The following is a 26594-nucleotide window of genomic DNA, read 5'->3' as shown; positions in this document are numbered from 1 at the left end:
TGTTGAGCATTGCCAGTGTTAAGGCGGTTAGCGCGTATTGATAGGTATTAATGGTTATTGTTTGAAAACATCATTGAGAGAATAAAATGAGAATGTTACATACCATGCTTCGAGTTAAAAACTTAGAAGCGTCACTTCACTTTTACACCCAATTAATGGGTATGCGCCTACTTCGCCAGTCTGAAAACAAAGAGTATGAATATACACTGGCCTTTGTGGGCTATGGCGATGAAGCCAATAACACAGTCCTTGAACTCACCTACAATTGGGGGGAGAACAGCTATGACAAAGGTAATGCATACGGGCACATCGCTATTGAGGTTGACGACATATACGCATTTTGTCAGTCATTAGAAGCTAGTGGTGCTGAAGTATACCGTAAGCCCGGTCCAGTAAAAGGTGGAACCACGGTTATCGCGTTTGTTCGAGACCCGGACGGCTACGCCATTGAGTTAATTCAAAACAAAGCGCGTTAAGCGCTTTGTAATGCATTTTACTCACGACTATAAATCAAGAGGGAGTTTGAGCCTGTGCTATCACTTTTATCACCCATAAACATTCGCCGATATTCGTTAAACACAAAACGACTCTGTTCAGCTGCGCTTCTCAGTTTATCGACTGTCATCAGCACAGGTGTTTTTGCCAACGGTGAAGCTTTAAAACCAGCTGAAGCGCAATTTACAATCGTGGCACATCGCGGTGCCTCTGGATACTTGCCAGAGCATTCATTAGAGTCGACCACGTTGGCGTTTTCACAAGAGCCCGACTTTATCGAACAAGATGTGGTGATAACCAAAGACGATATTCCGGTTGTTTTACACGACATTCACCTTGAAACAGTGTCAAATGTTGAGCAGGTATTTCCACAGCGACACCGCGATGACAATCGCTACTATGTACGAGATTTCACACTCTCCGAGCTGCGTACTTTACGCTTACACGAACGCGCTGACGGTGAAGGTAAACAAGTATTTAGAAAACGGTATTCCGGCGCAAAAGCAAACTTCACTATTGCTACGCTTTATGAACACTTTGAACTTATCAGTGAACTAAACCGCGAATTCAATAAACGCGTGGGTGTTTACCCCGAGGTAAAGTCCCCCGCTTTTCACTTAAACGAAGGCGTAGATGCAAGCAAGATAGTGATAGACGCTTTGCTGTCTTATGATTTTGGCGGCGAAAACGGTAATAGCTTCTTACAGTGTTTTGACTTTGAAGAAGTAAAGCGCATTCGCGAAGAATTGAAATACAGTGGCAAAGTCGTAATGCTAATAGGTGAAAACAGCTGGGCAGAAAGCTCGACTGATTACGATTGGTTGCGTACGAAAGAAGGGATGGAAGCCGTTGCTCAGTATGCTGATGGTATCGGTCCATGGTTGGGTCATTTATTAGACCCCGCAGCGCTCAAAAAGGGTGAAATAAAATCGGCGTCGTGGCTTGATAACGCCCATGCGAACCAACTCGCTATTCACCCATATACCTACAGACAAGATGCATTACCCGAGGGAATGACAGGTCCACAGCTATTACAAATATTGCGCGATGTTATAAAAGCTAACGGTGTATTTACTGATCACGTTCCACCTGTTCACGACTGGCGACACCAACGTGATAGTATGGGAAAGTGAGTTAATCTTTACTAAGCCCTGCTTTTAGGATTTAGATAGGCGTACAACGACCCTACGGTTTTGTGCGCGATTTTCTCGCGTATCATTTGAGGCAATATGGCGTTTTTCACCGTGGCCAGTTAACTGGATCCTATCTTCCGGAACGCCTAGTGTTGTAAGGTAGCTCTTCACTTCGTTAGCGCGGCGAATTGATAGCTGTTCGTTATTCCAACGGCCACCGTAACTATCGGTATAACCGTCAAGTAGCACGAGTTCCAATTCTGTATCTTCTTTTAAATACTCTCCAATCATATTCAAGCGCTTGCGAGAGTATTTAGTTAATTCGGTACTGTTGTTTTTGTACGACAAAACGGTATAGGAAATATCGTCGAAACTAAATGGCAGCAGGTTAGACACACATTTAGCGAACTCGCGGTATACACCTGTAAAATTACTGGCGTTTAATGCTACCGCCACTTGGTCGTATTTATTATACCAATCTTGGTAGTAGATAGTCGGCCAAAAACCTTTTTCAAGTTCAGAGAGCATCGTCCAAGCAGCATCCTGCGGAAGGTCGCCATTGTATTGCTTGCGAATAGACATATCCGCTATTGGCTTAGGCGCGACGCCAGGCATCCATTTAGGTGGCACGGAATACACCGATGCCACTTCAAACTTACTTGGCAGTAAATACATATCCAGCTCAAATTCCATATTAAGCTGCTTAGATGCATAACTGGTAAATAAGGCTTCCCCGTATCCAGGTAATTCGTGATTCAAGGTACATTGCAAACGAGATGGGTTGTCTACTTTCCAATTAGAAGTTTCAACGGTGGCAGAATACTGTCGCATAGCCGCACTAGCTGATAGCGAACCTAAAAGCCCGACAAAGACAATATATTTTAATTTCGACACCATAACGAAAACCCAAACTGAAAACCAAGAAGACAAACTCACCACATAGGCGCAATGAGCTTATTTATTCTATCGTCCGAAGTGTAGAAAAGTTTAGTGATTAAATCTACATCAGGTCAACTTTTTACACTTTTATATGCCCGTCAAAATGGCATGTAGCAGCACAAAAAAGCGCTACTGAAAAATCAAACTGGCAACTGGCAATTATCCTTGCGATAATTTGGCTTTAGCTGACTGGTGAAAAGCCCGATTGTGGCCTTCTCCGTCCCATTCATTCGATATTGTTCTCAAGAGTGTTTATGTCTTCAAACCCGCCCTTACTCTCTCATCGCTTTAGAGGTTACTTTCCCGTAGTTATCGACGTTGAAACTGCTGGGTTCAATGCCGGTACAGATGCATTACTTGAGCTCGCGGCGGTGACGGTAAAAATGGATGAAAATGGTATTTTGCATCCTGACGAAACCTTTCACTATCATATAGACCCCTTCGAAGGAGCCAATCTAGAGCCTGCCGCGTTGGAGTTTAATGGTATTGATCCTCACTGTGCACTGCGCGGTGCCATCGCCGAAAGCGATGCAATGAAAGCCTTGTGCAAAGGCATTAGAAAAGCGCAGAAAAATGCCGATTGCCAACGTTCTGTGATTGTCGCGCACAACGCAACGTTCGATCAGAGTTTTGTGAATGCGGCGATTGAGCGTTCTAATATCAAGCGTACACCTTTTCACCCCTTCGTATCTTTCGATACCACCAGTCTGGCTGGTTTGGCCTTAGGTCAAACGGTGTTAGTGAAAGCGTGTCGTGCAGCAGGAATAGCCTTTGACCAAAACGAAGCGCATAGTGCGCTATATGACGCGCAAAAAACCACTGAATTGTTTTGCTTTATGGTGAATAGGTATAAAGCGCTCGGTGGATGGCCATTAGCAGAAAGCGAGTAAATACGCGCTAATATAGAAAGTACAACGCAAACAAAAACAGCGCCATTAGGCGCTGTTTTTTTATCTTTATAAAAGCTGTCTTATAGTTTATCAGCTTCTTCAGACAAGTACTTAGCTACACCTTCAGGTGATGCATCCATACCCGCTTTACCTTCAGTCCAACCCGCTGGACATACTTCACCGTGCTCTTGGTGGAACGCTAATGCATCAACCATGCGTAGCATTTCGTCAACGTTACGACCAAGTGGAAGATCGTTCACAACTTGATGACGTACAAGACCATCTTCGTCAATTAGGAAAGAGCCGCGGAACGCTACGCCATCTTCTGGGTGCTCTACGTCATATGCTTGACAGATTTCGTGCTTAACATCAGCAACCAATGTGTATTTAACTGGACCAATACCACCTTGGTTTACTGGTGTATTTCTCCACGCATTGTGAGAGAACTGAGAATCGATTGATACACCAATCACTTCAACACCGCGCTTTTTGAATTCGTCAAAACGCTTATCGAAAGCAATAAGTTCAGATGGGCATACAAACGTAAAATCTAGTGGGTAAAAGAAAACAACCGCTTTTTTACCTTTGATAGCTTCACTTAGCGTGAATGAGTCAACGATTTCACCACTTCCCAACACTGCTGCAGCAGTAAAATCTGGCGCTTGACGGCCTACTAGTACACTCATGAGTCTCTCCATTTAAATTGGATTGTAATAATAAGAAGCGGCCAAATAGCATGGCCACTTTTTGAAATAAAATTTTGATGATTGGGTTATAGGTCCAAAACCTAAAATAACAACATGAAAACGTATCTTTTTTTACTGATCGTACCAATTTCAATCAAATAAGCGTTATGTACCAGAATGACTGTACACTTCTCACTCAAAAATTAAATTTATCTCGCCCCACAAACTTTACTTGCCAAACAGATGAATAACAATTATTATCATTTACAGATTCATTTGGAGTACGTTTTAATGTTTGTTTGTATGTGTTACGGGGTAACTGATAAAAGCATTCGCGCAGCTGTTGAAGAGAATGGCGTGGGAAATATGCGTGAGTTACGTCAGCACTTAGAGCTTGGTTCACAATGTGGAAAGTGCATTCAAATGGCACAACAGATTATCGACCAGACAATCATCGATGAATCTCTTTTCAAAGATGTGGGTTAATTAATACCTTATTCCGCGCTATTTTTTCAAACGCTTTCATTTCTATAAAAATGCCAAATTTCTGGTGTCACTGCTAGCGTTTGCCACTATTTGTAACTACTTAAAGTTATACTCCAACCCTAAATAGTAAAACGCACCATTGATGCCACTTGGCGACGTAGGTGGATACAAAGCACCAACTTCACCGCTAAACGGATTTACATCTGGAAGCGAATCAAATAAGTTCTGTGCCCCTAATGTTGCACGTACGCTTTCACTGAGCTGCCAAGCGACTTGAGCATCGAAGGTAGTAAGTGCGCCACCTACAATATCCATACCCGCCGATGCATCTAGGTGGTCTTCGTAAAACTCGCCATAATAATTGAGACGCCACGTAAAGGCCCATTTGCCTTTAATCTGTTCAAGCGTAATGTTACCTCGATGCGCGGGTAAGTTATCTTCTAACATGCGAATGCGCGCGCCGGTAAGGTTGGGCTGCATAGAAATAACTCCGTCGATTAGCGCGGGGTACAGCGTAACGCGCTCTACCTGAGTGTCAGTCCAGTTGTAGGCTAAAAGTAGTGTATTTTGCCAATCATTTAGAGCAAATCCGTAGTTCACTACAACGTCAATACCTTGGGTGCGTGTGTCAAAATCGTTAGTGAAATATTTTGCAGCATTGTATTTCACAGCATCAGGACGACCTTGAGCAATCAGGGCGTTGATGTCCTGTTCTGTCAGAGGGATCGCCGATGTTGTACTGATGCGATCGGTCAAGCGAATATTAAAGTAGTCGATAGTGGCAAAGAATTGCTCATTAAATTGCATTACACCACCTAAACTAAAGTTAACTGACTCCTCAGGCGTTAATGGTGTCGCACCAAGCTGAATAGATATCAGATCGGTTGGTGGAAGAGTAGCTTGGTCCTCTAAGCCATTTAATCCATAAGCGGTAGTTACATTAATTACATTACTTTGCCCCACAGTAGGCGCTTTGAAACCAGTGTTTATTGACCCACGTAGTGCAAACCTATCGTCGATTTTGTAGCGCGTACTAAGCTTGCCATCAAACGTTGACCCAAAATCACTAAAGTGCTCGACACGGGTTGCCACAGCGAACTGCCATGCTTCTGTTAAATAGAACTCCATATCCGCATATAGGGCCCAATTATTTCGACTCCAATGCCCTGCTGATTGTGGTTGGTATCCTGGGAAGCCATTGGAGCCAATAGAAAATCCTTGAACAAGACCAAGTGGTGGCTCTAGCGCGAAGGGCCCAGCAATATAACTAGCTTCATCACCAGCTTTTTGAAAATACGTTTCTTTGCGCCACTCTAAGCCCACCGCGATACTGACAGGATCATCAAAAATAGTTTGAATAAGCTTGGCAAAATCTAGGTTTACCGTTCGCTCCACTTGCGACACACTGCCAGGAGAAAACTCAGTAGGAGACTGAGGGCCCAGTGACGGATTTACGGTATTTGCAATTGTATATTCTATATCGCTGTAACCCAGTGTCGCACTTGCGTCCATTGCCCAGCCTTGGGACAGTTCTTTACGCATACCAAACACAATTGCGCCGTCAGTTATCGTACCGCCAAAGCGCGGGGTAAACCCACCAGGAAACCATTCGTTAAAGGCGAAACAATTCGCGCCAAGTGCTGTTGAATTGTCGGCAATAAGTAAGTAGTTAGGGTCGCTCAACACATTGGCATTGCCTAACGTAATTGATGGGCAGGTAATACCATTATCAAGCCCATCTAAATCAGCCACAATGAGACGTCTTTCGCCAGTGGTGCTATCGGTTCGGCTAAATACCCCTTCTCGCGTTTGTGGGTTTCTAAAATAAAAGCCTCCCTCAATATCGCGCTGAGCCCCTGTGGCAAAACTGTACAGTTCGCTTCCAGACGCGAGTGTTATACCTGAGTTGACGGCAAACTTAATATCTTCATTAACATCAAGTGCCCCCCATATTTGGGAAGGACTTGAGATAAAATTGTTGCCCTCGGCAATGAGTTCAGCAGCATCATCCCGTTGAACGGAGCGAGATGTACCTTTTTGTTGACGGTATTCAACAGTAGCGTTAATAAAGCCATTATCACCTAGAGCAAAACCTTTGTTGCCTTGGAATTGAACCAGTTCACCATCGCCTTCGCTATAAAGTCCGCTACGAAGTGCAATGCTGCCGCCATGATTATCATCTTTTAATACAAAGTTGATTACACCAGCGATGGCGTCAGAACCGTATTGAGCTGACGCGCCATCTCTTAATACTTCCACTTGCTGTAACGCATAAGCTGGAATGACCGATATGTCTGGCCCCTGTGCACCATCCGATAGGCCACCGCCAAGAAACGTGATAACCGCAGAGCGATGACGCCGCTTTCCATTTAGCAACAATAAGGTGTGATCAGACGACATGCCTCTTAAATTAGCCGGCCTAACCAAACTACTTGCATCGTTGATAGGCTGGTCGTTAACGTTGAGCGATGGCACCATAACACTTAACATCGCAAGCACATCCGCATTGCCCTGAGAACTCAGCGCTTGCGATCCGATAATATCGAGTGGGACAGGTGAGTCGACGACACTTCTAGGAGCGCTTCTTGTTCCTACCACGGCAATTTTCTCTAGTGCGTTACCCGTGTCTTCAGGCGCTGACTCTTCTTCCTTTTTTTGGGGAGCCTCTGCAACCAACGACGCGCGAGATCGTATACTAAGTGCCCCAGACTCATCAGTTACAACAGCAAGTTCAGTTCCTTCTAAAAGCTGAACGAGTGCTTCATTAAGTGTAAAAGTGCCCTCAAGTGCATTAGTTTTTACACGCTTAGCCAAATCAAACGGGAACAACAACGTGGTATTCGCTTGTTTCGCCAATTCTGTGAGCGCTTCATTAGCATCTTGCGCGGGTATAGAGAAAGAAAAAGCGTTGCTCTGAGTCGAAGGTGAATCTGTGCCCTGTATTTGCTGTGAAAACGCACTATGAGCCGAGCTTAGACAAACAAGAGAAGCCAACAAAGGCAAAATGCGATTTGTTTTCCTATTCTGCGTTTGACTGTATTTTGCGGTGGTGAGCGGAATATTACGCGACGAGCACACGCTAGCCCCATTTCTTCCTGAAATCGGGCTGACAGTATGCGCTATTAATTGCTTGTATTTTGCAATATTGCTATGTCGCAAGAGTAAAATCGGTGTGCTTATTATTTTAATTATATTGTCACATTAGTCGACACTATGGCAACTAAGAATGCCAACCAAGAATGGCCAAAAAACGCCTTGTTTTCAGGCGCCTTTAACCTTTTACAGCTGTAAGCTGGATACTATTTTCAGTTATTCTCTCATGCTCAATACTAAAACTGCTTTTAAGTGCAGACAATAGACCGTCAATGTCACCTACTTTGAAGTAACCTGCAACACGGCGCTTGCGTAAGCTTTCATCTGAAATACTAAACCTCATTGGCGTATAACGACCTATTTCGGCTAGAACAGCTTCGAGCGGCTCGCCTTTGAATACAATCATGCCCTGCTGCCATGCCAAATCATCATCAATATCGTTTTGAGACAGGTTCTCACGAGCCTCGACTTTGCCTTGAACCGTCGCTTTCTCTCCAGCGAACATCAAGAGGCCTTCTTCAGTAATCGACTTCTTGCCAAAAAGCAGGTCATTGGACGAGGTACTGAAGCGATCTTTCACTAATACTTTACCCTCAGTCACAACAAGTTCGAATGCATTATCATCTACATATTGCATGTTGAACGCTGTGCCTACCGCAGTCACCGTATTGCTACCAGCCGTAACAGAGAAGGGGCGCTGCTTATCATGGGCAACTTCAAAATGCGCCTCACCCCGCAACAACACGATGTTACGTGCATTTGAGCTAAAATCGACAGTGACAATAGAATTGGTGTTTAAATGAAGTTTGGATCCATCAGCCAAAACAACATTTTTCTGCTCCCCTACTCCGGTCTGTACTTTCTCGCTGATATTGGCGAACTGTGGCGCAGATTCAAACCAAGTGCGCTGAACAATAACACTTAGCGCCACAGCCATAACAAAGAATGTAGCGGCCATTCCCCACATCATTTGCTTAGCCATACCTTTGTGCTGTTTTGCTCCGCGCGTATGAGATTGTGGGAACAAACCACTCAATTCGTTTAATACCGACATATCATCCCACAGGCTTGCGGCATCTAGCAGCGCTTGACGGTGCGAGTTGCTCTCGGTTAACCACTCGTCTAACTGATTTTTCTCTTCGTCGTGCAAACCGCGGTCGAGACGACTCACCCACAAGCATGCCTGCTCTTGGATATCTTCTTTGCTGGAAAACTGGCGAATATTGTTCATGTTAACTACGGCTTATGTCCTGAGTCGCATTGGCAGTGACACGGGGGATTTCACTGTCTTTTGACAGCTCGGCAAGATACCTTGAGCACATCATTAAACCTTTGGCGACATGCTTTTCGACTGTGCTTTCACTTAGCCCCACAAGTTCAGCAATCTCTTTCTGTCGCATGCCATACACTTTTTTAAGAAGAAAGACGCGTTTTACATCCGCAGACAACGTATCTGTGGCTCGGCAAAAGTGAATAAAGCGCTCTTTGCTCTCTACATTTTTTTCTAAACTGTGCCCTACTAATTCGTATGGCAAATTATCCATATCATCTAACGGTTGCTTATTTTTATTTTCCGCTTTAGCAATATGATTCAGCGCCAAGTTGCGCGCTGTCTTGAGCATGTAAGTACGCTCGTACTGTATTTCTTGTTTTAATTCCGCCTCGTAGCTTTTTATGAAAGCTTCTTGAACGATATCCTCAATGTCGTCGGCGCCAACAATAGAACCTACCGCGCGCATTAATTTCGAGCGGTATTTTAAAAAGGTTTCAGCTACTGTCGACTTTCTCGTCATAATTTTAAAATGTTTGTGTTTCGATTTGCTTACAACGGCATTCATAATGCCATGTTTTGGTTTTTTTTCACGTTTTTATCGGCAGCTATTACGCAAACATAGGCCGAAAATATATAAGGGGGCCTAAGCCCCCTTGCTATTACTTAGAAAGTGTAAACACCTCTTAGGTAATAGAACCCACCGTTGATACCGATAGGTGATGTTGTCGGATACGCTGAGCCAGCAATCTGTGCATAGGTGATACCACCTGCATCAGTATTGTTTTCGTCAGGGTATTCATCAAACGCGTTCTTCGCACCTACAGTTACTGTAAACTCTTCAGTGAAGTTATATGCCACTTCAAAGTCGAACGTAATTTCAGAACCTACTTTGTCAATTGGCAATGCAGAATCTAGGTGATCTTCGAAGATGCTACCGTAGTAGTTCATTCGCGCAAGGAAACGCCAGTCGCCATTCGTGTGGTTGGCCGTTGCACTGTAACGTACTGCTGGAAGGTTGTCTTCTAGCATGCGAATACGGAAGTCAGAGATATTATCCGACGCGCGGTCAACTTCTGTCGATGTCCAGTTATATGCAAGTGAGAACTTGGTTTCACCGCCCATCATATCCATCGAATAGTTTGCTACAACATCAACACCTTCGGTTGTAGTGTCAAAATCGTTGGTGAAGAAGCTGATTTCAGAGAAGCTAGATGCATCGCTGATACCTTGAGCAAGTAACGTAGCAATATCTTCTTCAGTCAGTGCAATACCCGACGCTGTACTAATACGGTCAGTTAGCTCAATGTTGTAGTAGTCAGCGGTAATGAACAGACCATTATCGAAGTCAGCAACAACACCGAATGTGATGCTCTCAGACTCTTCAGGTGTTAACTGCTCACCACCTTTAAGTTGAGACACTGGATCCGTTGGAGGAAGCGTTGCACGGTCAATCAACTGGCCGCCAGTACCGAATGCTGTAGTAACGTTACGTACGTTGCTTTGACCAAGTGTTGGTGCTTTAAAGCCTGTAGAGAACGCACCACGGAACGCGATGTTTTCAAGGGCCTGCCAGCGGAATGCAATTTTACCTTTTGTGGTGTCACCAAAGTCAGAGAAATCTTCATAACGCAATGCACCAGCAAGCATGAAGTTTTCAGTGATATAGGCTTCTGCATCGATGTAAAGCGCAATGTTGTTGCGCGACACACGGCCTTGACTATTGGCCGCTAAGCCAGGGAAACCATTTGAGCCAATGCCAAAACCTTGTGTCGCCAACGGACCTATTTCATAAGATGCAGTATCGCCAGCAAAGCTTTCGTAACTTTCGTTTCTATACTGGAAACCTGTTGCAACGAATAGCGGTTCGTATAAACCAATATCGAACGGTTTTGTAAAATCAATATCAAGCGTTTGTTCAGATTGCGTGTATCGACCAGGGCTGAACTCAAACGGTGTATCTGGACCTAACGACGGGTTGATAGTGTTGCTAATAGCAAAATCAACTTCGTTTTGGCCTAAGTTTAAGCTCACGTCATAGGTGATATCATTGTCTAGCTCGCCTCGTGTACCGAATACCAACGACATGTCAGTTACTGTACCACCAAAACGTGGTGTGAAACCGCCAGGTAGAATTTCGTTAAACGCGAAACAGTCAGGGTTATTCTGAACTTCGTTAATGTAACGCGGGTTTTCTAAAACGTTGTCCCCTACTACGATATCTGTTGGACAGTTACCCGACATATCGCCTGTTAAGTCGCCAACAAGTAATAGTTGTTCGCCTGCTTCGTTTGTACCACCGTCGTTTACACCGCCACGGTTGTGAGGGTTACGAAAATAGAAACCACCTTCAACTTCACGCTCAGCAAAGTTACCAAACATGTATGCTTCCGCAGTGTTAGATAGCTCTAACCCTAGGTTGGCGAATAACTTGATGTCGTGTTTAATTTCAGGAGAACCCCAGATTTGCGCAGGGTCAGCAACAAACGTGTTGCCCGCGTCAATCAGACCAGCAGCATCTGCACGCTGAACACTACGCGACGTGTCGTCTGCTGTACGGTATTCCGCAGATAAATTAACAAAACCTTTGTCAGATAGTGGTAGGCCAATGTTACCCGCCATCTGAATCATGTCGCCGTCGCCTTCGTAATATGAACCATAGCGAGCTTCAAATGAACCGCCTTCAGACGCATCATTCAGCACGAAGTTGATTACACCAGCGATAGCATCAGAACCGTACTGAGCCGCTGCACCGTCACGTAGTACTTCTACTTGCTTTAATGCTGCTGCTGGAATAACTGAAATATCAGGGCCTTGAGCACCATCAGACAAACCACCACCCAAGAACGTAATTACCGCAGAACGGTGGCGACGTTTACCATTTACCAATACCAACGTGTGGTCCGACGCCATACCGCGAAGGTTAGCTGGACGAACTAGTGTTGATGCATCGTTGATTGGCTGGTCGTTAACGTTGAACGAAGGAACAACGGTTTGCATCATAGATACCATATCAGTGGCACCCTGCTGCTTAAACTCTTCGTCTGAAATAATGTCAATTGGTACTGCTGAATCAGCAACTGAACGAGGCGCTGCACGAGAGCCTACTACCGCTATTTGCTCATAATCTTCAGCTTTAGCACTGTCTTCTGCTTCTTGCGCGTAGACTGGTGCCGTAGCCATTACTGAAAACGCAGCTGATGCAGCTAGTACGCCGCGCACGTTTTTGGTCAATAAAGACAAGGATGTATTCATGGTGGTTTCCCGAATTTTCTCTTCTACCTTGCTTGTTTTTTTGTGTGCCAAACATAGGTTGAGAGTGGTTGTTATTTTGTACCTTCAACACTGACTGATACGTCGTCAGTTGACTTTTTATAGAACGCAAGATGCTAAAAAACAAACCTTTTTCGATAAAATAAAAATATTTTTTCATTGCATAGAGGATTTGTATTTGTGACCTGTCTATATAGTTTTTACGGGAATTTATGTGCGGTATTTTCGGGCCGTTTTAACCAAAAAAGCCGACTAAAAGCCGGCTTTTCAATCAAGTAATTAGAACTTCATTTATTCTGCTTCTTTGTACTTTGCAGCGGTTTCTTTAATAAGAGGTTGAAGTTCATTTTGCTGGAACATTTCGATAATAATATCGCAACCACCAACAAGCTCACCTTCTACCCACAACTGTGGAAACGTAGGCCAATTAGCATATTTTGGTAGTTCAGCGCGGATATCTGGGTTTTGCAGAATATCCACATAGGCGAATGGTTCACCACATGACATTAGTGCCTGTGACGCTTGTGATGAGAAGCCACAACTTGGCAGCTTAGGAGAGCCTTTCATATAAAGAAGAATCGGATTTTCTTCAATTTGCTGCTTAATTCTATCTAACGTTGATTGGCTTTCAGTATTATCCATCGGATCCTCTCAGCGGAAAAAGTGTGTTCCCTAGAAGTGGGAATGCTAAAACAATTTATCAAGTGCACAATACCATAATTTTGCTATGCACACGTTTAACTTTCGTTAACTGGTGAGTCATTCGCTCACAAGGTACGAGTGATCTAATTGCGTGAATTTGAGTAATGTATATCTAAGAACGAAAAAATTCACATTTTTGTCATTGAGTTATAGGACTTTATCCCCACATCTGCGTTATGCTAATAACGTATTAATTCGGGCTTACCCCCTAAACGCATGGGACGAACAGGCATCGCACATGCGTGAGTAATTAAGAATACTAAACCAACATGGAGACCGTCATGGCTTTTGAATTACCAGCATTACCATACGAACAAAATGCACTAGAACCGCATATTTCTGCTGAAACGCTTGAGTACCACTATGGCAAGCACCACGCTACTTATGTCACTAAGCTTAACGGCCTAGTTGAAGGTACTGACATGGAAAACAAAAGCCTAGAAGAAATCATCAAATCTTCTGAAGGCGGTGTTTTCAACAATGCAGCACAAATCTGGAACCACACCTTCTACTGGCACAGCCTAAGCCCAAATGGTGGCGGTGAGCCAACTGGCGCACTTGCTGATGCAATCAATGCAAAGTGGGGTTCTTTCGCAGACTTCCAAGCTGCATTTAACGACAAAGCAGTGAACAACTTTGGTTCAAGCTGGACGTGGCTTGTTAAGACGGCTGATGGCAGCTTAGACATCGTAAACACTAGCAACGCGGAAACGCCAATCTCTGGCGACGAGCTAACGCCAATCCTAACTGTTGACCTTTGGGAACACGCTTACTACATCGACTACCGCAATGCGCGTCCTAAGTACCTAGAAAACTTCTGGGCACTAGTAAACTGGGAATTTGCGAACAGCAACTTCGCATAATCTAGCGCGTTAGTTACTTAACGATTTGAAAGCCTCGCAACTGCGAGGCTTTTTTATTTTTAACGTTCGTATGTCAAGGTTCAATATTTATGTAGCCACGCACACCCTACCAAATACCCTAGCTGAGACATTAAATTCTTCAAAAAGTTGCCTTTTTCGTTAGACGAAATCGGATAAGCCTATGCGAAAGTCTACTAATAATTACTAACGTTTTTGTGAATTCCTACTAAGCTGAAAATACGGGGTTCCGTATTTAAGGGGTATTCATGGGTATTTTTGAACACTATCAGAATCGCTACGAAGAGCGAAAACAGGAAGAGTTCACCATTGGGGAGTTCCTTGATATATGTAAAGAGGATCAACTCGCTTATGCAAACGCAGCTGAACGTTTGCTAAAAGCTATTGGTGAGCCACAACTTATCGACACAGCAAACGACCCGGCATTAAGCCGTATTTTTTCCAACCGCGTTATTTCTCGTTATCCTGCATTCTCAGAATTCTACGGCATGGAAGAAGCTATTGAACAAATCGTTTCTTATCTAAAGCATGCTGCCCAAGGCTTGGAAGAGAAGAAACAAATTCTCTATCTCTTAGGGCCAGTCGGTGGAGGCAAATCATCCTTGGCAGAGCGGCTCAAAGAGTTAATGCAAAACGTGCCAATTTACATGTTAAAGGGCTCACCTGTTAACGATCACCCTTTTTGTTTGTTCGACGCCAAAGAAGACGGTGAAATTTTAGAAAAAGAATACGGTATTCCAAAGCGCTACCTAAAAACCATTATGTCACCTTGGGCGCGTAAGCGCCTTCACGAATTCAATGGTGATATTACGCAGTTCAAAGTAGTGAGAGTGTATCCTTCTGTACTTGATCAGGTCGGTATTGCTAAAACCGAACCGGGCGATGAGAACAACCAAGATATTTCTTCGTTAGTGGGTAAAGTAGACATTAGACGCCTTGAGCAGTTTGCACAAAACGATCCTGACGCATACAGCTATTCGGGTTCGCTGTGTAAAGCCAATCAAGGGTTAATGGAGTTTGTCGAAATGTTTAAAGCGCCAATAAAGGTGCTGCACCCTTTGCTTACTGCGACACAAGAGGGAAATTACAATCCGACTGAAGGTTTTTCTGCTCTGCCCTTCGATGGCCTTATCTTAGCGCATTCTAATGAGTCGGAGTGGCAATCGTTTAGAAACAACAAAAACAACGAGGCATTTCTCGACCGCGTTTATATTGTGAAAGTCCCCTACTGTTTGCGGGTTAGTGAAGAAATTCGCATCTACAAAAAACTACTTGATAGCAGTGAGTTAAATGGCGCACCTTGCGCACCAGACACGCTAGAGTGTTTAGCGCAGTTCAGCGTACTTTCTCGACTTAAAGAACCTGAGAATTCAAGTCTGTTTTCTAAGATGCGAGTGTATGACGGCGAGAGCTTAAAGGATACCGATCCTAAAGCGAAATCGTATCAAGAGTATCGCGATTATGCGGGTGTTGATGAAGGCATGGAGGGATTATCCACACGCTTTGCGTTCAAGATTTTGTCTCGTGTATTTAATTTTGATCATCAAGAGGTTGCAGCAAACCCGGTACATTTGTTCTATGTGTTAGAGAGACAAATTGAACGGGAGCAATTTCCACAAGACACCGCAGACAGATATTTAGAGTTTTTGAAAGGCTACCTTATTCCGCGTTACGTGGAGTTTATCGGCAAGGAAATTCAAACCGCATATCTCGAATCATACTCTGAGTATGGACAGAATTTGTTTGACCGCTACGTCACCTATGCTGACTTCTGGATACAGGATCAAGAATATCGAGACCCTGAAACCGGTCAGTTATTTGACCGGGCCTCGCTTAACGCTGAGCTCGAAAAAACAGAGAAGCCCGCGGGTATCAGTAATCCTAAAGATTTCCGCAATGAAATTGTTAACTTTGTACTTCGAGCACGCGCCAACAATGCAGGCAAAAACCCTGCATGGACAAGCTATGAAAAGCTACGCACTGTTATCGAGAAAAAGATGTTCTCGAATACAGAGGATTTACTACCTGTTATTTCATTTAATACAAAAGGTTCTGCAGAAGAACAGAAAAAGCACGATGACTTTGTCAATCGCATGACAGAGAAAGGCTATACACAGAAACAAGTTCGACTGCTGTGTGAGTGGTATCTGCGTGTTCGCAAGGCGTCTTAGCGCAATTGCTAAAAATGCGAACGGGACAAGTGCTAAGAGTGCATCTGCGCTCTTTGCACTTGTAGGTGTTATGTAATAAAACCTAACAAGCAGGTGAATATGGCCCATTTTATTGACCGAAGGCTGAATAGCAAAGGAAAAAGCACTGTTAACCGACAGCGTTTTATCAAACGCTATAAACAACAAATAAAGCGCGCCGTTTCAGACGCGGTGGGAAAACGTTCGGTAACCGATCTGGACTCTGGCGAAAAAATCAGTATTCCTACTAGAGATATTTCTGAACCCATTTTCCACACTGGGCGTGGTGGTAGTCGAGATATTGTTCACCCTGGCAATGACCAGTTTACTGCTGGAGACAAAATTGAGCGGCCTCCTGGAGGCGGCGGCCGCGGTGCAGGCAGCGGCGACGCAAGTAACGAAGGAGAAGGCCAAGACGAGTTTGTTTTCTCAATTTCAAAGGACGAATACTTAGACTTATTGTTTGATGATCTGGCCTTACCTAACCTCAAAAAAAATCAATTTGATAAAGTCACCCAATACGAAACATACCGAGCCGGATATCAAACTGACGGTGTGCCGAGTAATTTAGATGTTGTTCGTTCTCTAAAAGGGTCAGTTGCCAGACGAATTGCTCTAAGCGCAACCGATAAACGAAAGCTACGTGAGTGTGAAGAAAAGCTAGAAGCTTTGCTTAACGATAAACATGACAACACGTTAAAAGTGCTCGCGCTTGAAGAGGAAATCAAAGCGCTAAAGGCTAAAATAGCCCGCGTACCTTTTATTGATACGTTCGATCTACGCTTTAAAAATTACGATAAGCGTCCGCTTCCTTCGAGCAAAGCGGTAATGTTCTGCTTAATGGACGTGTCAGGCTCTATGGACCAAGCCACCAAGGATATGGCAAAACGCTTCTATATTCTGTTGTATCTTTTTCTTACCCGCACCTACGAAAACGTTGAAGTCGTCTATATTCGTCATCACACTCAGGCTAAAGAAGTAGACGAACAAGAATTTTTTTATAGCCAAGAGACCGGTGGCACCATTGTGTCGAGCGCCTTAAAGTTAATGGACGAAGTTGTCACAGAGCGATACCGCGATGGCAATTGGAATATATACGCGGCACAAGCTTCTGATGGCGATAACTGGGCAGATGATTCACCGCAATGCCGCGACCTTTTAGTTCAAAAATTACTACCTGCTACCCGTTACTATGCGTACATCGAAATTACCGAGAGGCAACATCAGAGTTTATGGCGCGAGTACGAGAAGGTAGCAGAAACCCACGACAACTTTGTGTGTAAGCATATTCAGTCTCAAGCGGACATCTATCCCGTATTTAGGGAGCTTTTCAAACATTCAGAGCAAGATGCTAACGCGTAATACAAGGAAAAGGGCTATTTATGACGACAGATACTACTGCTAATGAAGTCAAAACATCGTCAAATACAACTCGCCATTTGTTAAGTGATGGTCCCGATTGGACCTTTCCACTTATTGAGGAATATGAACATCATATTGATCGCATTGCGAGAAAATTCAACCTTGATACCTACCCTAACCAAATAGAAGTGATCACTGCTGAACAAATGATGGATGCCTACGCCAGCATTGGCATGCCACTGAATTATAGCCATTGGTCTTTTGGTAAAAAATTCATTCAAACTGAGCAACAATACCGCCGTGGTCAAATGGGATTAGCCTATGAAATAGTCATTAATTCGGATCCCTGCATTGCCTATTTGATGGAAGAGAACACTATTACTATGCAGGCGCTTGTAATGGCACACGCGTGCTATGGTCATAATTCATTTTTCAAAGGTAACTATTTATTTAAAACCTGGACTGATGCGAGTTCGATTATCGATTACTTAGTATTTGCCAAGAATTATATTGCCAAATGCGAACAAAAGTTTGGCTTTGATGAAGTTGAGAATATGCTGGACTCCTGCCACGCTCTGATGAATTACGGTGTCGACAGATACAAACGCCCTCAGAAAATCTCACTGCAAGAAGAGAAAAATCGTCAAGAAGAACGAGAAGCTTATCTGCAATCGCAAGTTAATGAACTTTGGCGTACTTTGCCAGAAAGCAGTGCTCACAAAAACAAGGAGCAAATTCGATTCCCTCGTGAGCCACAAGAGAACTTACTCTACTTCATCGAAAAAAATGCCCCTCTACTTGAGCCGTGGCAGCGCGAGATAGTGCGCATTGTGCGGAAGATTTCTCAATATTTTTACCCCCAAAAACAAACCCAAGTGATGAACGAAGGCTGGGCGTGCTTTTGGCATTATCACATACTGAACCAAATGTATGACGAAGGTTTAGTAAGCGACAGGTTTATGATGGAGTTTTTGCACAGTCATTCCAGTGTGGTTATGCAACCGGAATACAACAGCCCCTATTACTCGGGTATTAACCCCTACGCACTGGGCTTTTCTATGTTTATGGATATCAAGCGAGTGTGTCAGTCGCCCACCGAAGAAGATTATAAATACTTACCTAGCATAGCTGGTAAAGACTGGCTTGAAACGGTACACTTTGCAATGCAGAATTTTAAAGATGAAAGCTTTATTAGCCAGTTTTTATCCCCTAAAGTCATTCGCGATTTTAAGTTGTTTGCATTGGAAGACGACACAGAAAAGCCGTTTATAAGCGTAAGTGCTATTCACGATGAGCTCGGTTACCAGACAATAAAAGAAAAGCTTTCGGCACAATATAACTTAAGTAATCTAGAGCCGAATATCCAAGTGCATAACGTGGATGTACGAGGCGATCGCTCGCTTACGTTACGCTATATTCCTCAGCGAAAAATCCCGTTGGGAGACTCAAAAGACGAGGTAATGCGTCATCTCCATCGTCTATGGAAGTTTGATGTGCGATTAGAGCAAGACAATGGCGACGACGGTATTGAATTAATAGCAGAATGCAGACGAACACCGCAGGCTGAATAAGCCTCGCGGTGAACGATGAAACATGTATATCGCCAAACATTAATGTTCCGGCGCAGTATCAAAACGCTTTTTGGCGCAAAGCAATAATGACATTGCGCCTAAAGCGGCAAATACCGCTGCCGTCACAAACGTAGCGTAGGCATTGGTACCTTGTGACCATTGCTGTCCGGCCATGTAATTACCAAAAGCTCCGCCAAGACCAAATGCAATACTGATATATACCGCTTGCCCTCGACTCTGGTAAGCCTTCGGCAAATATAAGTGGATAAAATGGACCGACACCGCGTGGGTTAACCCAAAACTTAAAGCATGGATAAGCTGGCTTAACATAATCACTGTCCAATAGTCAGCAAATGCCGCCATGGCATACCACCTAAGCGCAGTGAGTGCGAGACTGGCGAACAATAAGTTCCATACACCAAAGTGACTGATGAGTCGCCGTGCGAGTATAAATATTCCGACCTCGGCAAGCACGCCTAGCGCAATAAAAAAGCCCGTTTGTTGGCCACTATAGCCTAAGTCACGCATGTACAAGGCAAAAAATCCATAATAAGCGCCAAAGCTTATTTGCAAACACGCAGATGCAAAAATAAAAACAGCAAACGGTTTTTGTTTAGCAAAAGCCCAGATAGAACCAACGGCGCTCTCATGCGAAACCGTTTGAGCCGGCGCGCGAATAAACAACGTACTGACAAACAAAAGTGCGAGTACCCCAATACTGACATGAACAGGCGTTTCTGTTGAAAAACTATCTAGGGCCTTACCCACCATTACCGTCAAACAAATAAAACCAACACTTCCCCATAGTCTTACCTGACCGTAAGTGGCCTTAGTATTGGCGACGCTATTCATGGTGATCACTTCAAGTTGGGGAAGTACCGCCGTCCAGAACATCATCATTAGGCCAAATGACAAGGTCAGCCCCCAAAAGCTGTCAAAATACAGCACTGAACTGAAGGTTAGCACGGTTAGCAAACAACCCAGCCGCATTACACCAATGGCATTGCCAGTTTTATCTGCGACACCAGCCCATAAACCAGGGCCCAAAATACGTGCAAGGGTAATGACCGCAAACAACTCACCGATGTCAGCCGAAGAAAAACCGCGCCCATCTAGAAAGATCCCTAAATACGGAACAAGAACGCCTAGCTGGCCAAAGTACAGCCAATATGTAATAGCTAAAATAATAAGTGATGAATTAGCACGAAATGCCAATAGAAATCTCCATATACAAAAACGCCATCAACGTTTTAGCATCGCGCTTAGACAAGCGTTAAAACTAGCTAAAAAGTTAATGGCGATGCACCTAGCACATGCCGGTAACCTTTAAGCGCGTTTACTCAAAGATAACCGACTAAAAATAATCGCTACGCTTTGCCTGCGATAGGTGCAGTGGTTGAAGCAATACCCTGATTCTGTGCGCGGTGGCGGAGCAAGTGGTCCATCAGAACAAGGGCTAACATCGCCTCTGCAATAGGTACTGCACGAATGCCCACGCACGGGTCGTGACGGCCTTTCGTCACAATATCTATTTCTTCGTTATCTTTATTGATTGTCTTACCGGGTACTGAAATGCTTGATGTTGGCTTAAGCGCCATATGAACTTCAATGTCTTGTCCGGTAGAAATGCCCCCTAGCACACCGCCAGAGTGATTTGATGTAAAACCATCAGGCGTTAGAGTGTCGCGATGCTCACTACCTTTTTGATTAATCACGTCAAACCCATCACCAATTTCTACGCCTTTAACCGCGTTTATTCCCATCATGGCATGAGCAATTTCAGCATCTAAGCGATCAAAAACCGGTTCCCCTAATCCAACAGGCACGTTTTTAGCTACAACTGACACTTTAGCACCAATGCTGTCGCCCGACTTTTTGAGGTCGCGCATGTATTCATCAAGCGCTTCAAGTTTTGATGCATCCGGGCAGAAAAATGGGTTTGTATTTGTGACGTTATGGTCAACCGTTTCAACGGCGATTGGGCCAAGCTGAGATAAGTAACCCAGTACCTCAATACCATGCATTTCTTTAAGGTATTTCTTAGCAATACCACCAGCGGCAACCCGAATTGCCGTCTCACGTGCAGAGGAGCGACCGCCGCCGCGATAATCGCGACTTCCATACTTTTGGTCGTAAGTGTAGTCTGCATGACCTGGACGGAAGCGGTCTTTAATATTACCGTAGTCTTGGCTGCGCTGGTCTTTATTTTTAATTAAAAGGCCAATGCTGGTACCGGTGGTTTTACCTTCAAATACGCCAGATAAAATTTGTACTTCATCATCTTCACGTCGCGCTGTGGTGTAACGAGATGTGCCTGGTTTACGTCTATCAAGGTCAACCTGAAGGTCGTCTTCAGTAATACTTAAACCTGGGGGGCAACCATCTACCACGCCGCCAATTGCTATACCATGGCTTTCGCCAAATGTGGTTACAGTGAAGAGTTTTCCGAAGCTGTTACCTGACATAATTAACTATTAATCCTTACTACCAAAGTGTTCTACCAGTGTCTCTTTTCGCACAGCAAAAATGCCAGAGCCGCCGTTTTCAAATTCAAGCCAGATAACTTCTAGGCCAGGAAACCGCGTATTCATGTGCACTTCACTATTTCCCACTTCCACAAATAACCACCCACCATCATTGAGGTACGTGGGCGCTTGCTTCAACATTATATCAACCAGTTCAAGGCCATCTTCACCTGCCGCGAGCGCAAGCTCAGGCTCATGGTGATATTCCTCAGGTAAATCCGCCATATCTTCGGCGTCGACATAAGGTGGGTTAGACACAATAAGGTCGTATCGTTGACCTTCTAAACTTGAAAACAAGTCTGATTGAATGGGGTAAACACGGTGACTTAATCCGTGCTCCTGAATATTGATATCCGCCACTTCTAACGCGTCGGTACTGATGTCCACTGCATCAACTTGCGCTTCAGGATAGGCGTGCGCCAACGCAATGGCGATACAGCCCCCGCCCGTGCACATATCGAGAATACTCGAAGGTGCGATTTCCACAAACGGCGCAAATTCATTTTGAATCAGCTCAGCAAAAGGCGAACGCGGAATAAGTACACGTTCATCAACATAAAATGGCATGCCACAAAACCACGCCTCATTGGTGATATAAGGCAGCGGCATACGGGTTTGTACGCGCTTAAGTACAAGCTCTGCAATTTTCTCGCGTTCACTCTTGGTTAACCGAGATGTCAGTACACTTTCACCGACTTGCTCTAAAATAGGGTGTGGCAAATGCAACGCTTGCATAACCAAGCTTGTCGCTTCGTCCCATGCATTGTCGGTACCATGACCAAAATACAACGCCGCATCATTAAATCGACTGGTTGCCCATCGTGTCATATCTAACAATGTATGCAGATCTTCAATGGCTTCTTCTAGGTAAAACTTATCGGTCATGGTGTTTGAGTACATCAACAATTACAAAGCTGGTATCATACTAACATTTAGTGTGTTCGCCCATGTTAATTTGCATATTGATTCATAATGAAAGCGTTTAAAAAAGAACTAAAAGCCTTAAAGAAACAAACTTTAGCTTCTAAACTTAACAATGCGGGTAGTATCGACCGTGTTGAAGAAGAGACCTTTTCATTTGCCGATGCAATGCAAGGCGTAAAACCCCTTCAGCAGGACAAAATTGAACCTGATAAACAAGTCGCGCTATTTAACAAACGCCAACAGGCTTCAACAGCACACCTCACTCATAGCAAACAACTTGCTGCCTCATTTAGTTTTTCAGACATGTATCAGGCTGCTTTGCCGCAAGAAGGACCAATGCGTTATTGCAGAGACGGCGAGTCTTCCCACATTGTTAAGCAACTAAGACGCGGTGATTACTCACCTGAGATGATGCTAGATTTGCATGGTTTAACAAGAGAAATGGCAAAAGCGGAACTGGCAGCACTTATTCACTCTGCTAGAAAATCGTCAATTGACTGTGTAAGCATTATGCATGGTTTCGGGCAAGGCGTTCTTAAAGCCGCCCTGCCACATTACCTTGTACAGCACCCTCACGTAAGAGCATTTCACCAAGCACCACTGGAATACGGCGGACAAGCGGCACTGTTGGTATTAATTGATATCCCGTTGCATAATAATAAACGTTAGAAAATTCACTGTAGCAGGTAATAAACGTTTATTTTTCCTCGTCAGCACTATTGTGCATAAACAGGTATGTGTAATACATCATCATGCCAACAATAATACCTATACCTAAAAGTGAGCCCCACACTACTGGGTCTTTAATCATTGTCCACAACATAATCGTTCTCCTCTTTAACTGCATTAATCATAGAGAAAGAACAGCAGCCTAAACCTGATCTAGATCAATGTGCCAAGCGCCAAGCACTTCACTGTTGGGCATTGTTGATCTACATCAAATGACAGGTGAAAGTTGTGTTTCCGTTCTGTTCCTAACAAAGTAACCGCAATGCTATTTTTGTATTGGTGTACTTATCCTCTTTTCACTTTTTAGCAATTACCTTCTGCTTAGCAAATTTCTGGTAAATACATTTGACAGATGAAACTTAAACGATTAAGTTTTGATAACAAAATGTTATCAAATAATTAATAACGAGTTTTCAATATGAAAGATTCACTCAAGCCAACAATGAGCTTCTGGCAAATATGGAACATGTGCTTCGGGTTCTTTGGCATCCAATACGGATTTGGTCTGCAACAGGCCAACTTAAGTCCGATCTTTCGTTATCACGGTGCGGCAGAACATGAGCTTCCCATTTTGTGGCTAGCAGGACCAGTTACTGGATTACTGATACAGCCTCTTATTGGCGTGATCAGCGATGGTACCTGGACTCGCTTTGGCCGTCGTAAGCCATTTTTCATGATGGGCGCATTGGTAGGTTCTATTGCTGTTATGTTCATGCCCTACGTACCTGAACTGTGGATGGTTGTTGGGCTATTTTGGATGCTTGATGCTGCCATGAATACCGCGATGGAACCTTACCGCGCCCTTGTTGGTGATAAAGTAAATCACCAGCAAAGACCATTAGCCTACGCGTTACAGACTTTCATGGTGGCAGCAGGGCAAATGCTTGCGGGACTTATGCCGCTGATCATGATTGCATTTGGTGTTTCAATTGAAACTGACGGCAAAGAAATTCCCGAAGTTGTTAAATACTCTTTTATCGCCGGTGTAGTGGTCATACTGATTTCTTCGACATGGTCTTTTTTTACTACCAAGGAGATACCACCAGAAGATATAGCCGCCTTTCGCAAAAACCAGCAGCATAAATCGGTCGGTCACGTTTTCTCAGAGCTATTAAATGCAATGCTAGAAATGCCCAAATCATTAAAAGCAATTTGGTGGGTAAAACTCGCCACATGGTTTGCACTGCCATTAATGTGGCAATACCTCTCATTGTCAATTGCTCGCCACGTTTATAACGCTCCCACACCAGATAGCCCCGGTTTTGTAGAGGGAACGGCACAGGTAGGCATGGCATTTACTATCATGAATATCGCTACTATTGTGATGGCCTTTGTAATTGTTCGCTGCGTGAAACTTATTGGTGATGCCAACACCTACGCGCTTTTTCTTCTAATTGGCGGCGCTGGCTTTTTGTCGATGCAGTTAACTACCGACCTCAATATGACTTTCGTTTGTATGGCGTTGATAGGCGTTGGCTGGTCGGCTGTAATGACGGTGCCCTTTATTATTACTGCTGATGTTACCCCAGCAGCAAGAGTGGGTGTGTACATGGGTTTACTGAACGCCATGATCTGCCTTCCTCAAATTCTTGAAATGGTCACTATCGGCTATGTGTACGATTCTCTTCTAGCCAGTGACCCTCGAAATGCACTAGCGTTATCAGGCGTACTATTCATCATAGGTGCTGGCTTAGCACTTCGCATTAATTCCAAGCCAGACCATATAGCCAATCAGGAGAAAGTAGGATGAAACTTAGCACTATCAACCGTCAATGGTGGAAAGAAGGTGTGGTGTATCAGATATATCCTCGCAGCTTTCAAGACTCAAACGGCGATGGAATTGGTGATCTTAGAGGCATCATTCAGCGACTCGACTATATCGCATCCTTAGGCATAGACATTGTCTGGCTCAACCCTATTTATCAGTCACCTAATTACGATAATGGCTACGACATATCAGATTATCGCAACATAATGGATGACTTTGGCACCATGCGCGACTTCGAAGAAATGCTGGAAGGATTCCATCAACGAGGTATCAAGGTGGTTATGGATCTTGTGGTAAATCACTCAAGCAGCGAGCACGAATGGTTTAAAGCCTCACGGGCTTCACGAGACAATCCTTACCGCGATTATTATCACTGGTGGCCAGCTGAAAAAGGAACTCCACCGGAGCGTTGGTCGTATTTTGATGAAGAAGGCAGCGCGTGGGCGTTCGACGAGCAAACTAATGCGTACTATTTGCACTACTTTGATAAAACGCAGCCGGACTTGAACTGGGAAAACCCAACTGTACGCAGAGAAATTTTCGACATGATGCACTTTTGGTTTAAAAAAGGCATTGATGGGTTCAGGATGGATGTTATTACGTTTATCTCTAAGCACGACGGTTACCCGATATTTGAAGGTGTGCATGGAGATAAAATGATTGACGTATATGCCAGTGGTCCTCGTCTTCATGAATTTTTGCACGAAATGAACCGGGAAGTACTGCAACACTACGACATAATGACGGTCGCAGAAGGACCGGGCACTAATTTGTCGAATATTCACGATCTTGTTGATGAGGACCGACAAGAACTCAATATGAATTACCATTTTGAGCATGTTGAACTCGGTCTAGACGCCCGAAAAATCGTGAATAGCGACCACAAAAATCTTGTCAAGTTTAAGAAAATTATGAGTGACTGGGCAACGGCTTTTGACGAAAAAGGCTGGGGTACCCAATGGCATACAAATCACGATTTTCCTCGCCAAGTCTCGTGGTTCGGCGACGACACACCTGAACACCGAGAACAATCCTCAAAGCTGCTTAGTACTTTTCTACTCACTATGCGTGGCACTCCTTACTATTACATGGGAGACGAATTAGCCATGACAAACGCTAAGTTTGAAAGTATCGATGACTACAATGATTTGATGACAATTAATTGGTACAACCTCACATTGGCCGAAGGTGGTGATGCACAAAAGCTACTTGAGTCACACAAACTAAGCGGCCGGGACAATGCGCGAACGCCATTTCAATGGGATGATTCACCCAACGCGGGTTTTTCAAGCGCAACACCGTGGTTGAAAGTAACCGAAAACTACGCAGAGATTAATGCCGCTGAGCAAGAAACGAGAGATAACTCTCCGCTTAACTACTTCCGCGCGCTTACCAAACTTCGAAAAGACCACCTTTGCTTAGTATATGGTGCGTACGAACTGCTACTTGCAGATCATGAGTGTATTTACGCTTACACAAGAACACTGGATAGTGATGTTATTTTAGTATTGCTGAACTATGCAAGTTCTGCTCAAACTGCGTATTTGCCAAACGAACTGCAATATGGACAAGTTCTTATCAACAATGCTAACACCATTGAGAAAGTTGAAGGAGGCATTCGCCTAAAGCCTTGGCAAGCGATAGTACTAAAAATAAAGTAGCAGGCTTAACTAGCCCT

Annotated in this window: 22 protein-coding genes; 11 read left to right on the top strand and 11 right to left on the bottom strand. The window is 44.1% G+C overall.

Features of this window, described 5'->3' with window-relative positions:
• The first annotated feature begins 86 nt into the window (after positions 1-86).
• Together gloA and glpQ are read left to right on the top strand one after the other, a co-directional pair.
• Positions 87-476, top strand: coding sequence for a lactoylglutathione lyase (gene gloA, locus JN178_RS05870; protein WP_202264410.1), 390 nt, complete (start codon positions 87-89; stop codon positions 474-476).
• A 147-nt stretch (positions 477-623) separates the two neighbouring features.
• Positions 624-1628, top strand: a complete 1005-nt coding sequence (gene glpQ / locus JN178_RS05865) for a glycerophosphodiester phosphodiesterase (RefSeq protein ID WP_232369761.1) — start codon at positions 624-626, stop codon at positions 1626-1628.
• A gap of 24 nt (positions 1629-1652) precedes the next feature.
• Here the strand turns inward: glpQ and JN178_RS05860 are convergent, their stop codons facing one another.
• Entirely contained in the window at positions 1653-2525 is an 873-nt protein-coding gene (locus JN178_RS05860) for a flagellar protein MotY (protein ID WP_159623242.1), read from the bottom strand.
• Positions 2526-2821: 296 nt separating this feature from the next.
• Between JN178_RS05860 and rnt the strand changes: the two genes are divergently transcribed.
• A complete protein-coding gene (gene rnt / locus JN178_RS05855) occupies positions 2822-3457 on the top strand; it encodes a ribonuclease T (protein ID WP_159623244.1) in 636 nt (211 codons plus the stop codon).
• A gap of 80 nt (positions 3458-3537) precedes the next feature.
• Here rnt and JN178_RS05850 read toward each other — a convergent pair whose 3' ends face one another.
• On the bottom strand, positions 3538-4143 hold the full coding sequence (locus JN178_RS05850) for a peroxiredoxin (RefSeq protein ID WP_159623246.1): 606 nt from the start codon (positions 4141-4143) through the stop codon (positions 3538-3540).
• Positions 4144-4434: 291 nt separating this feature from the next.
• Between JN178_RS05850 and JN178_RS05845 the strand changes: the two genes are divergently transcribed.
• Positions 4435-4629 carry a bacterioferritin-associated ferredoxin gene (locus JN178_RS05845; protein WP_159623248.1) on the top strand — a complete coding sequence of 65 codons (195 nt, stop codon included), beginning with the start codon at positions 4435-4437 and terminating at the stop codon, positions 4627-4629.
• A 96-nt stretch (positions 4630-4725) separates the two neighbouring features.
• Here JN178_RS05845 and JN178_RS05840 read toward each other — a convergent pair whose 3' ends face one another.
• From JN178_RS05840 to JN178_RS05820, 5 genes are all read right to left on the bottom strand, one after another.
• Positions 4726-7572: a TonB-dependent receptor gene (locus JN178_RS05840; RefSeq protein ID WP_232369760.1), complete on the bottom strand. Its 2847-nt coding sequence runs from the start codon at positions 7570-7572 to the stop codon at positions 4726-4728.
• A 328-nt stretch (positions 7573-7900) separates the two neighbouring features.
• The gene (locus JN178_RS05835; RefSeq protein WP_202264409.1) at positions 7901-8953 is read right to left on the bottom strand and encodes a FecR family protein; all 1053 of its coding nucleotides are present in this window, start codon (positions 8951-8953) and stop codon (positions 7901-7903) included.
• 1 nt (position 8954) lies between these two features.
• Positions 8955-9560 carry an RNA polymerase sigma factor gene (locus JN178_RS05830; protein ID WP_202264408.1) on the bottom strand — a complete coding sequence of 202 codons (606 nt, stop codon included), beginning with the start codon at positions 9558-9560 and terminating at the stop codon, positions 8955-8957.
• A 98-nt stretch (positions 9561-9658) separates the two neighbouring features.
• Positions 9659-12247, bottom strand: coding sequence for a TonB-dependent receptor plug domain-containing protein (locus JN178_RS05825; RefSeq protein WP_202264406.1), 2589 nt, complete (start codon positions 12245-12247; stop codon positions 9659-9661).
• A gap of 309 nt (positions 12248-12556) precedes the next feature.
• Positions 12557-12907, bottom strand: a complete 351-nt coding sequence (locus tag JN178_RS05820) for a Grx4 family monothiol glutaredoxin (RefSeq protein ID WP_202264405.1) — start codon at positions 12905-12907, stop codon at positions 12557-12559.
• Between the two features lie 341 nt (positions 12908-13248).
• Between JN178_RS05820 and sodB the strand changes: the two genes are divergently transcribed.
• The 4 genes from sodB to JN178_RS05800 all read left to right on the top strand — a co-directional run bounded on the left by sodB (position 13249) and on the right by JN178_RS05800 (position 18970).
• Positions 13249-13830 carry a superoxide dismutase [Fe] gene (gene sodB, locus JN178_RS05815; RefSeq protein ID WP_159623258.1) on the top strand — a complete coding sequence of 194 codons (582 nt, stop codon included), beginning with the start codon at positions 13249-13251 and terminating at the stop codon, positions 13828-13830.
• Positions 13831-14096: 266 nt separating this feature from the next.
• Positions 14097-16019 carry a PrkA family serine protein kinase gene (locus tag JN178_RS05810; RefSeq protein ID WP_202264403.1) on the top strand — a complete coding sequence of 641 codons (1923 nt, stop codon included), beginning with the start codon at positions 14097-14099 and terminating at the stop codon, positions 16017-16019.
• A 99-nt stretch (positions 16020-16118) separates the two neighbouring features.
• Positions 16119-17399: a YeaH/YhbH family protein gene (locus tag JN178_RS05805; protein WP_202264401.1), complete on the top strand. Its 1281-nt coding sequence runs from the start codon at positions 16119-16121 to the stop codon at positions 17397-17399.
• A gap of 20 nt (positions 17400-17419) precedes the next feature.
• The gene (locus JN178_RS05800; RefSeq protein WP_202264399.1) at positions 17420-18970 is read left to right on the top strand and encodes a SpoVR family protein; all 1551 of its coding nucleotides are present in this window, start codon (positions 17420-17422) and stop codon (positions 18968-18970) included.
• A gap of 39 nt (positions 18971-19009) precedes the next feature.
• Here JN178_RS05800 and JN178_RS05795 read toward each other — a convergent pair whose 3' ends face one another.
• From JN178_RS05795 to prmB, 3 genes are all read right to left on the bottom strand, one after another.
• Positions 19010-20185 carry an MFS transporter gene (locus tag JN178_RS05795; protein WP_232369704.1) on the bottom strand — a complete coding sequence of 392 codons (1176 nt, stop codon included), beginning with the start codon at positions 20183-20185 and terminating at the stop codon, positions 19010-19012.
• Between the two features lie 152 nt (positions 20186-20337).
• Positions 20338-21435 (bottom strand): chorismate synthase, encoded by a 1098-nt coding sequence (gene aroC / locus JN178_RS05790; protein WP_159623266.1) that lies wholly within the window; start codon positions 21433-21435, stop codon positions 20338-20340.
• Between the two features lie 9 nt (positions 21436-21444).
• Complete coding sequence (gene prmB / locus JN178_RS05785; RefSeq protein WP_202264397.1) at positions 21445-22380, bottom strand: 50S ribosomal protein L3 N(5)-glutamine methyltransferase; 936 nt, start codon at positions 22378-22380, stop codon at positions 21445-21447.
• Positions 22381-22584: 204 nt separating this feature from the next.
• Between prmB and smrB the strand changes: the two genes are divergently transcribed.
• Positions 22585-23088, top strand: coding sequence for an endonuclease SmrB (gene smrB / locus JN178_RS05780; RefSeq protein WP_442859755.1), 504 nt, complete (start codon positions 22585-22587; stop codon positions 23086-23088).
• A gap of 28 nt (positions 23089-23116) precedes the next feature.
• On the opposite strand, the gene JN178_RS05775 is transcribed toward smrB, so the two are convergent.
• A complete protein-coding gene (locus JN178_RS05775; RefSeq protein ID WP_159623272.1) occupies positions 23117-23242 on the bottom strand; it encodes a DUF3149 domain-containing protein in 126 nt (41 codons plus the stop codon).
• 324 nt (positions 23243-23566) lie between these two features.
• On the opposite strand from JN178_RS05775, the gene JN178_RS05770 reads away from it, so the two are divergent.
• Positions 23567-24898, top strand: coding sequence for an MFS transporter (locus JN178_RS05770; protein WP_202264393.1), 1332 nt, complete (start codon positions 23567-23569; stop codon positions 24896-24898).
• A complete protein-coding gene (locus JN178_RS05765; RefSeq protein ID WP_232369703.1) occupies positions 24895-26577 on the top strand; it encodes a glycoside hydrolase family 13 protein in 1683 nt (560 codons plus the stop codon). The genes JN178_RS05770 and JN178_RS05765 overlap by 4 nt, the downstream gene beginning before the upstream one ends.
• The last annotated feature ends 17 nt before the right edge of the window (positions 26578-26594 follow it).

Source organism: Alteromonas sp. KC3 (genome assembly GCF_016756315.1).
Classification (GTDB): Bacteria; Pseudomonadota; Gammaproteobacteria; order Enterobacterales; family Alteromonadaceae; genus Alteromonas.
Note: the sequence above shows the minus strand (reverse complement) of the source record. Positions and strands in the feature narration are given on the sequence as shown.

Bases quoted from the DNA above. Each gene is read 5' to 3' on its own strand.
- gloA (WP_202264410.1), top strand. From the start codon at position 87: ATGAGAATGTTACATACCATGCTTCGAGTTAAAAACTTAGAAGCGTCA.
- JN178_RS05860 (WP_159623242.1), bottom strand. From the start codon at position 2,525: ATGGTGTCGAAATTAAAATATATTGTCTTTGTCGGGCTTTTAGGTTCG.
- rnt (WP_159623244.1), top strand. From the start codon at position 2,822: ATGTCTTCAAACCCGCCCTTACTCTCTCATCGCTTTAGAGGTTACTTT.
- JN178_RS05850 (WP_159623246.1), bottom strand. From the start codon at position 4,143: ATGAGTGTACTAGTAGGCCGTCAAGCGCCAGATTTTACTGCTGCAGCA.
- JN178_RS05845 (WP_159623248.1), top strand. From the start codon at position 4,435: ATGTTTGTTTGTATGTGTTACGGGGTAACTGATAAAAGCATTCGCGCA.
- JN178_RS05835 (WP_202264409.1), bottom strand. From the start codon at position 8,953: ATGAACAATATTCGCCAGTTTTCCAGCAAAGAAGATATCCAAGAGCAG.
- JN178_RS05830 (WP_202264408.1), bottom strand. From the start codon at position 9,560: ATGAATGCCGTTGTAAGCAAATCGAAACACAAACATTTTAAAATTATG.
- JN178_RS05825 (WP_202264406.1), bottom strand. From the start codon at position 12,247: ATGAATACATCCTTGTCTTTATTGACCAAAAACGTGCGCGGCGTACTA.
- JN178_RS05820 (WP_202264405.1), bottom strand. From the start codon at position 12,907: ATGGATAATACTGAAAGCCAATCAACGTTAGATAGAATTAAGCAGCAA.
- sodB (WP_159623258.1), top strand. From the start codon at position 13,249: ATGGCTTTTGAATTACCAGCATTACCATACGAACAAAATGCACTAGAA.
- JN178_RS05810 (WP_202264403.1), top strand. From the start codon at position 14,097: ATGGGTATTTTTGAACACTATCAGAATCGCTACGAAGAGCGAAAACAG.
- JN178_RS05805 (WP_202264401.1), top strand. From the start codon at position 16,119: ATGGCCCATTTTATTGACCGAAGGCTGAATAGCAAAGGAAAAAGCACT.
- JN178_RS05800 (WP_202264399.1), top strand. From the start codon at position 17,420: ATGACGACAGATACTACTGCTAATGAAGTCAAAACATCGTCAAATACA.
- aroC (WP_159623266.1), bottom strand. From the start codon at position 21,435: ATGTCAGGTAACAGCTTCGGAAAACTCTTCACTGTAACCACATTTGGC.
- prmB (WP_202264397.1), bottom strand. From the start codon at position 22,380: ATGACCGATAAGTTTTACCTAGAAGAAGCCATTGAAGATCTGCATACA.
- smrB (WP_442859755.1), top strand. From the start codon at position 22,585: ATGCAAGGCGTAAAACCCCTTCAGCAGGACAAAATTGAACCTGATAAA.
- JN178_RS05775 (WP_159623272.1), bottom strand. From the start codon at position 23,242: ATGTTGTGGACAATGATTAAAGACCCAGTAGTGTGGGGCTCACTTTTA.
- JN178_RS05770 (WP_202264393.1), top strand. From the start codon at position 23,567: ATGAAAGATTCACTCAAGCCAACAATGAGCTTCTGGCAAATATGGAAC.
- JN178_RS05765 (WP_232369703.1), top strand. From the start codon at position 24,895: ATGAAACTTAGCACTATCAACCGTCAATGGTGGAAAGAAGGTGTGGTG.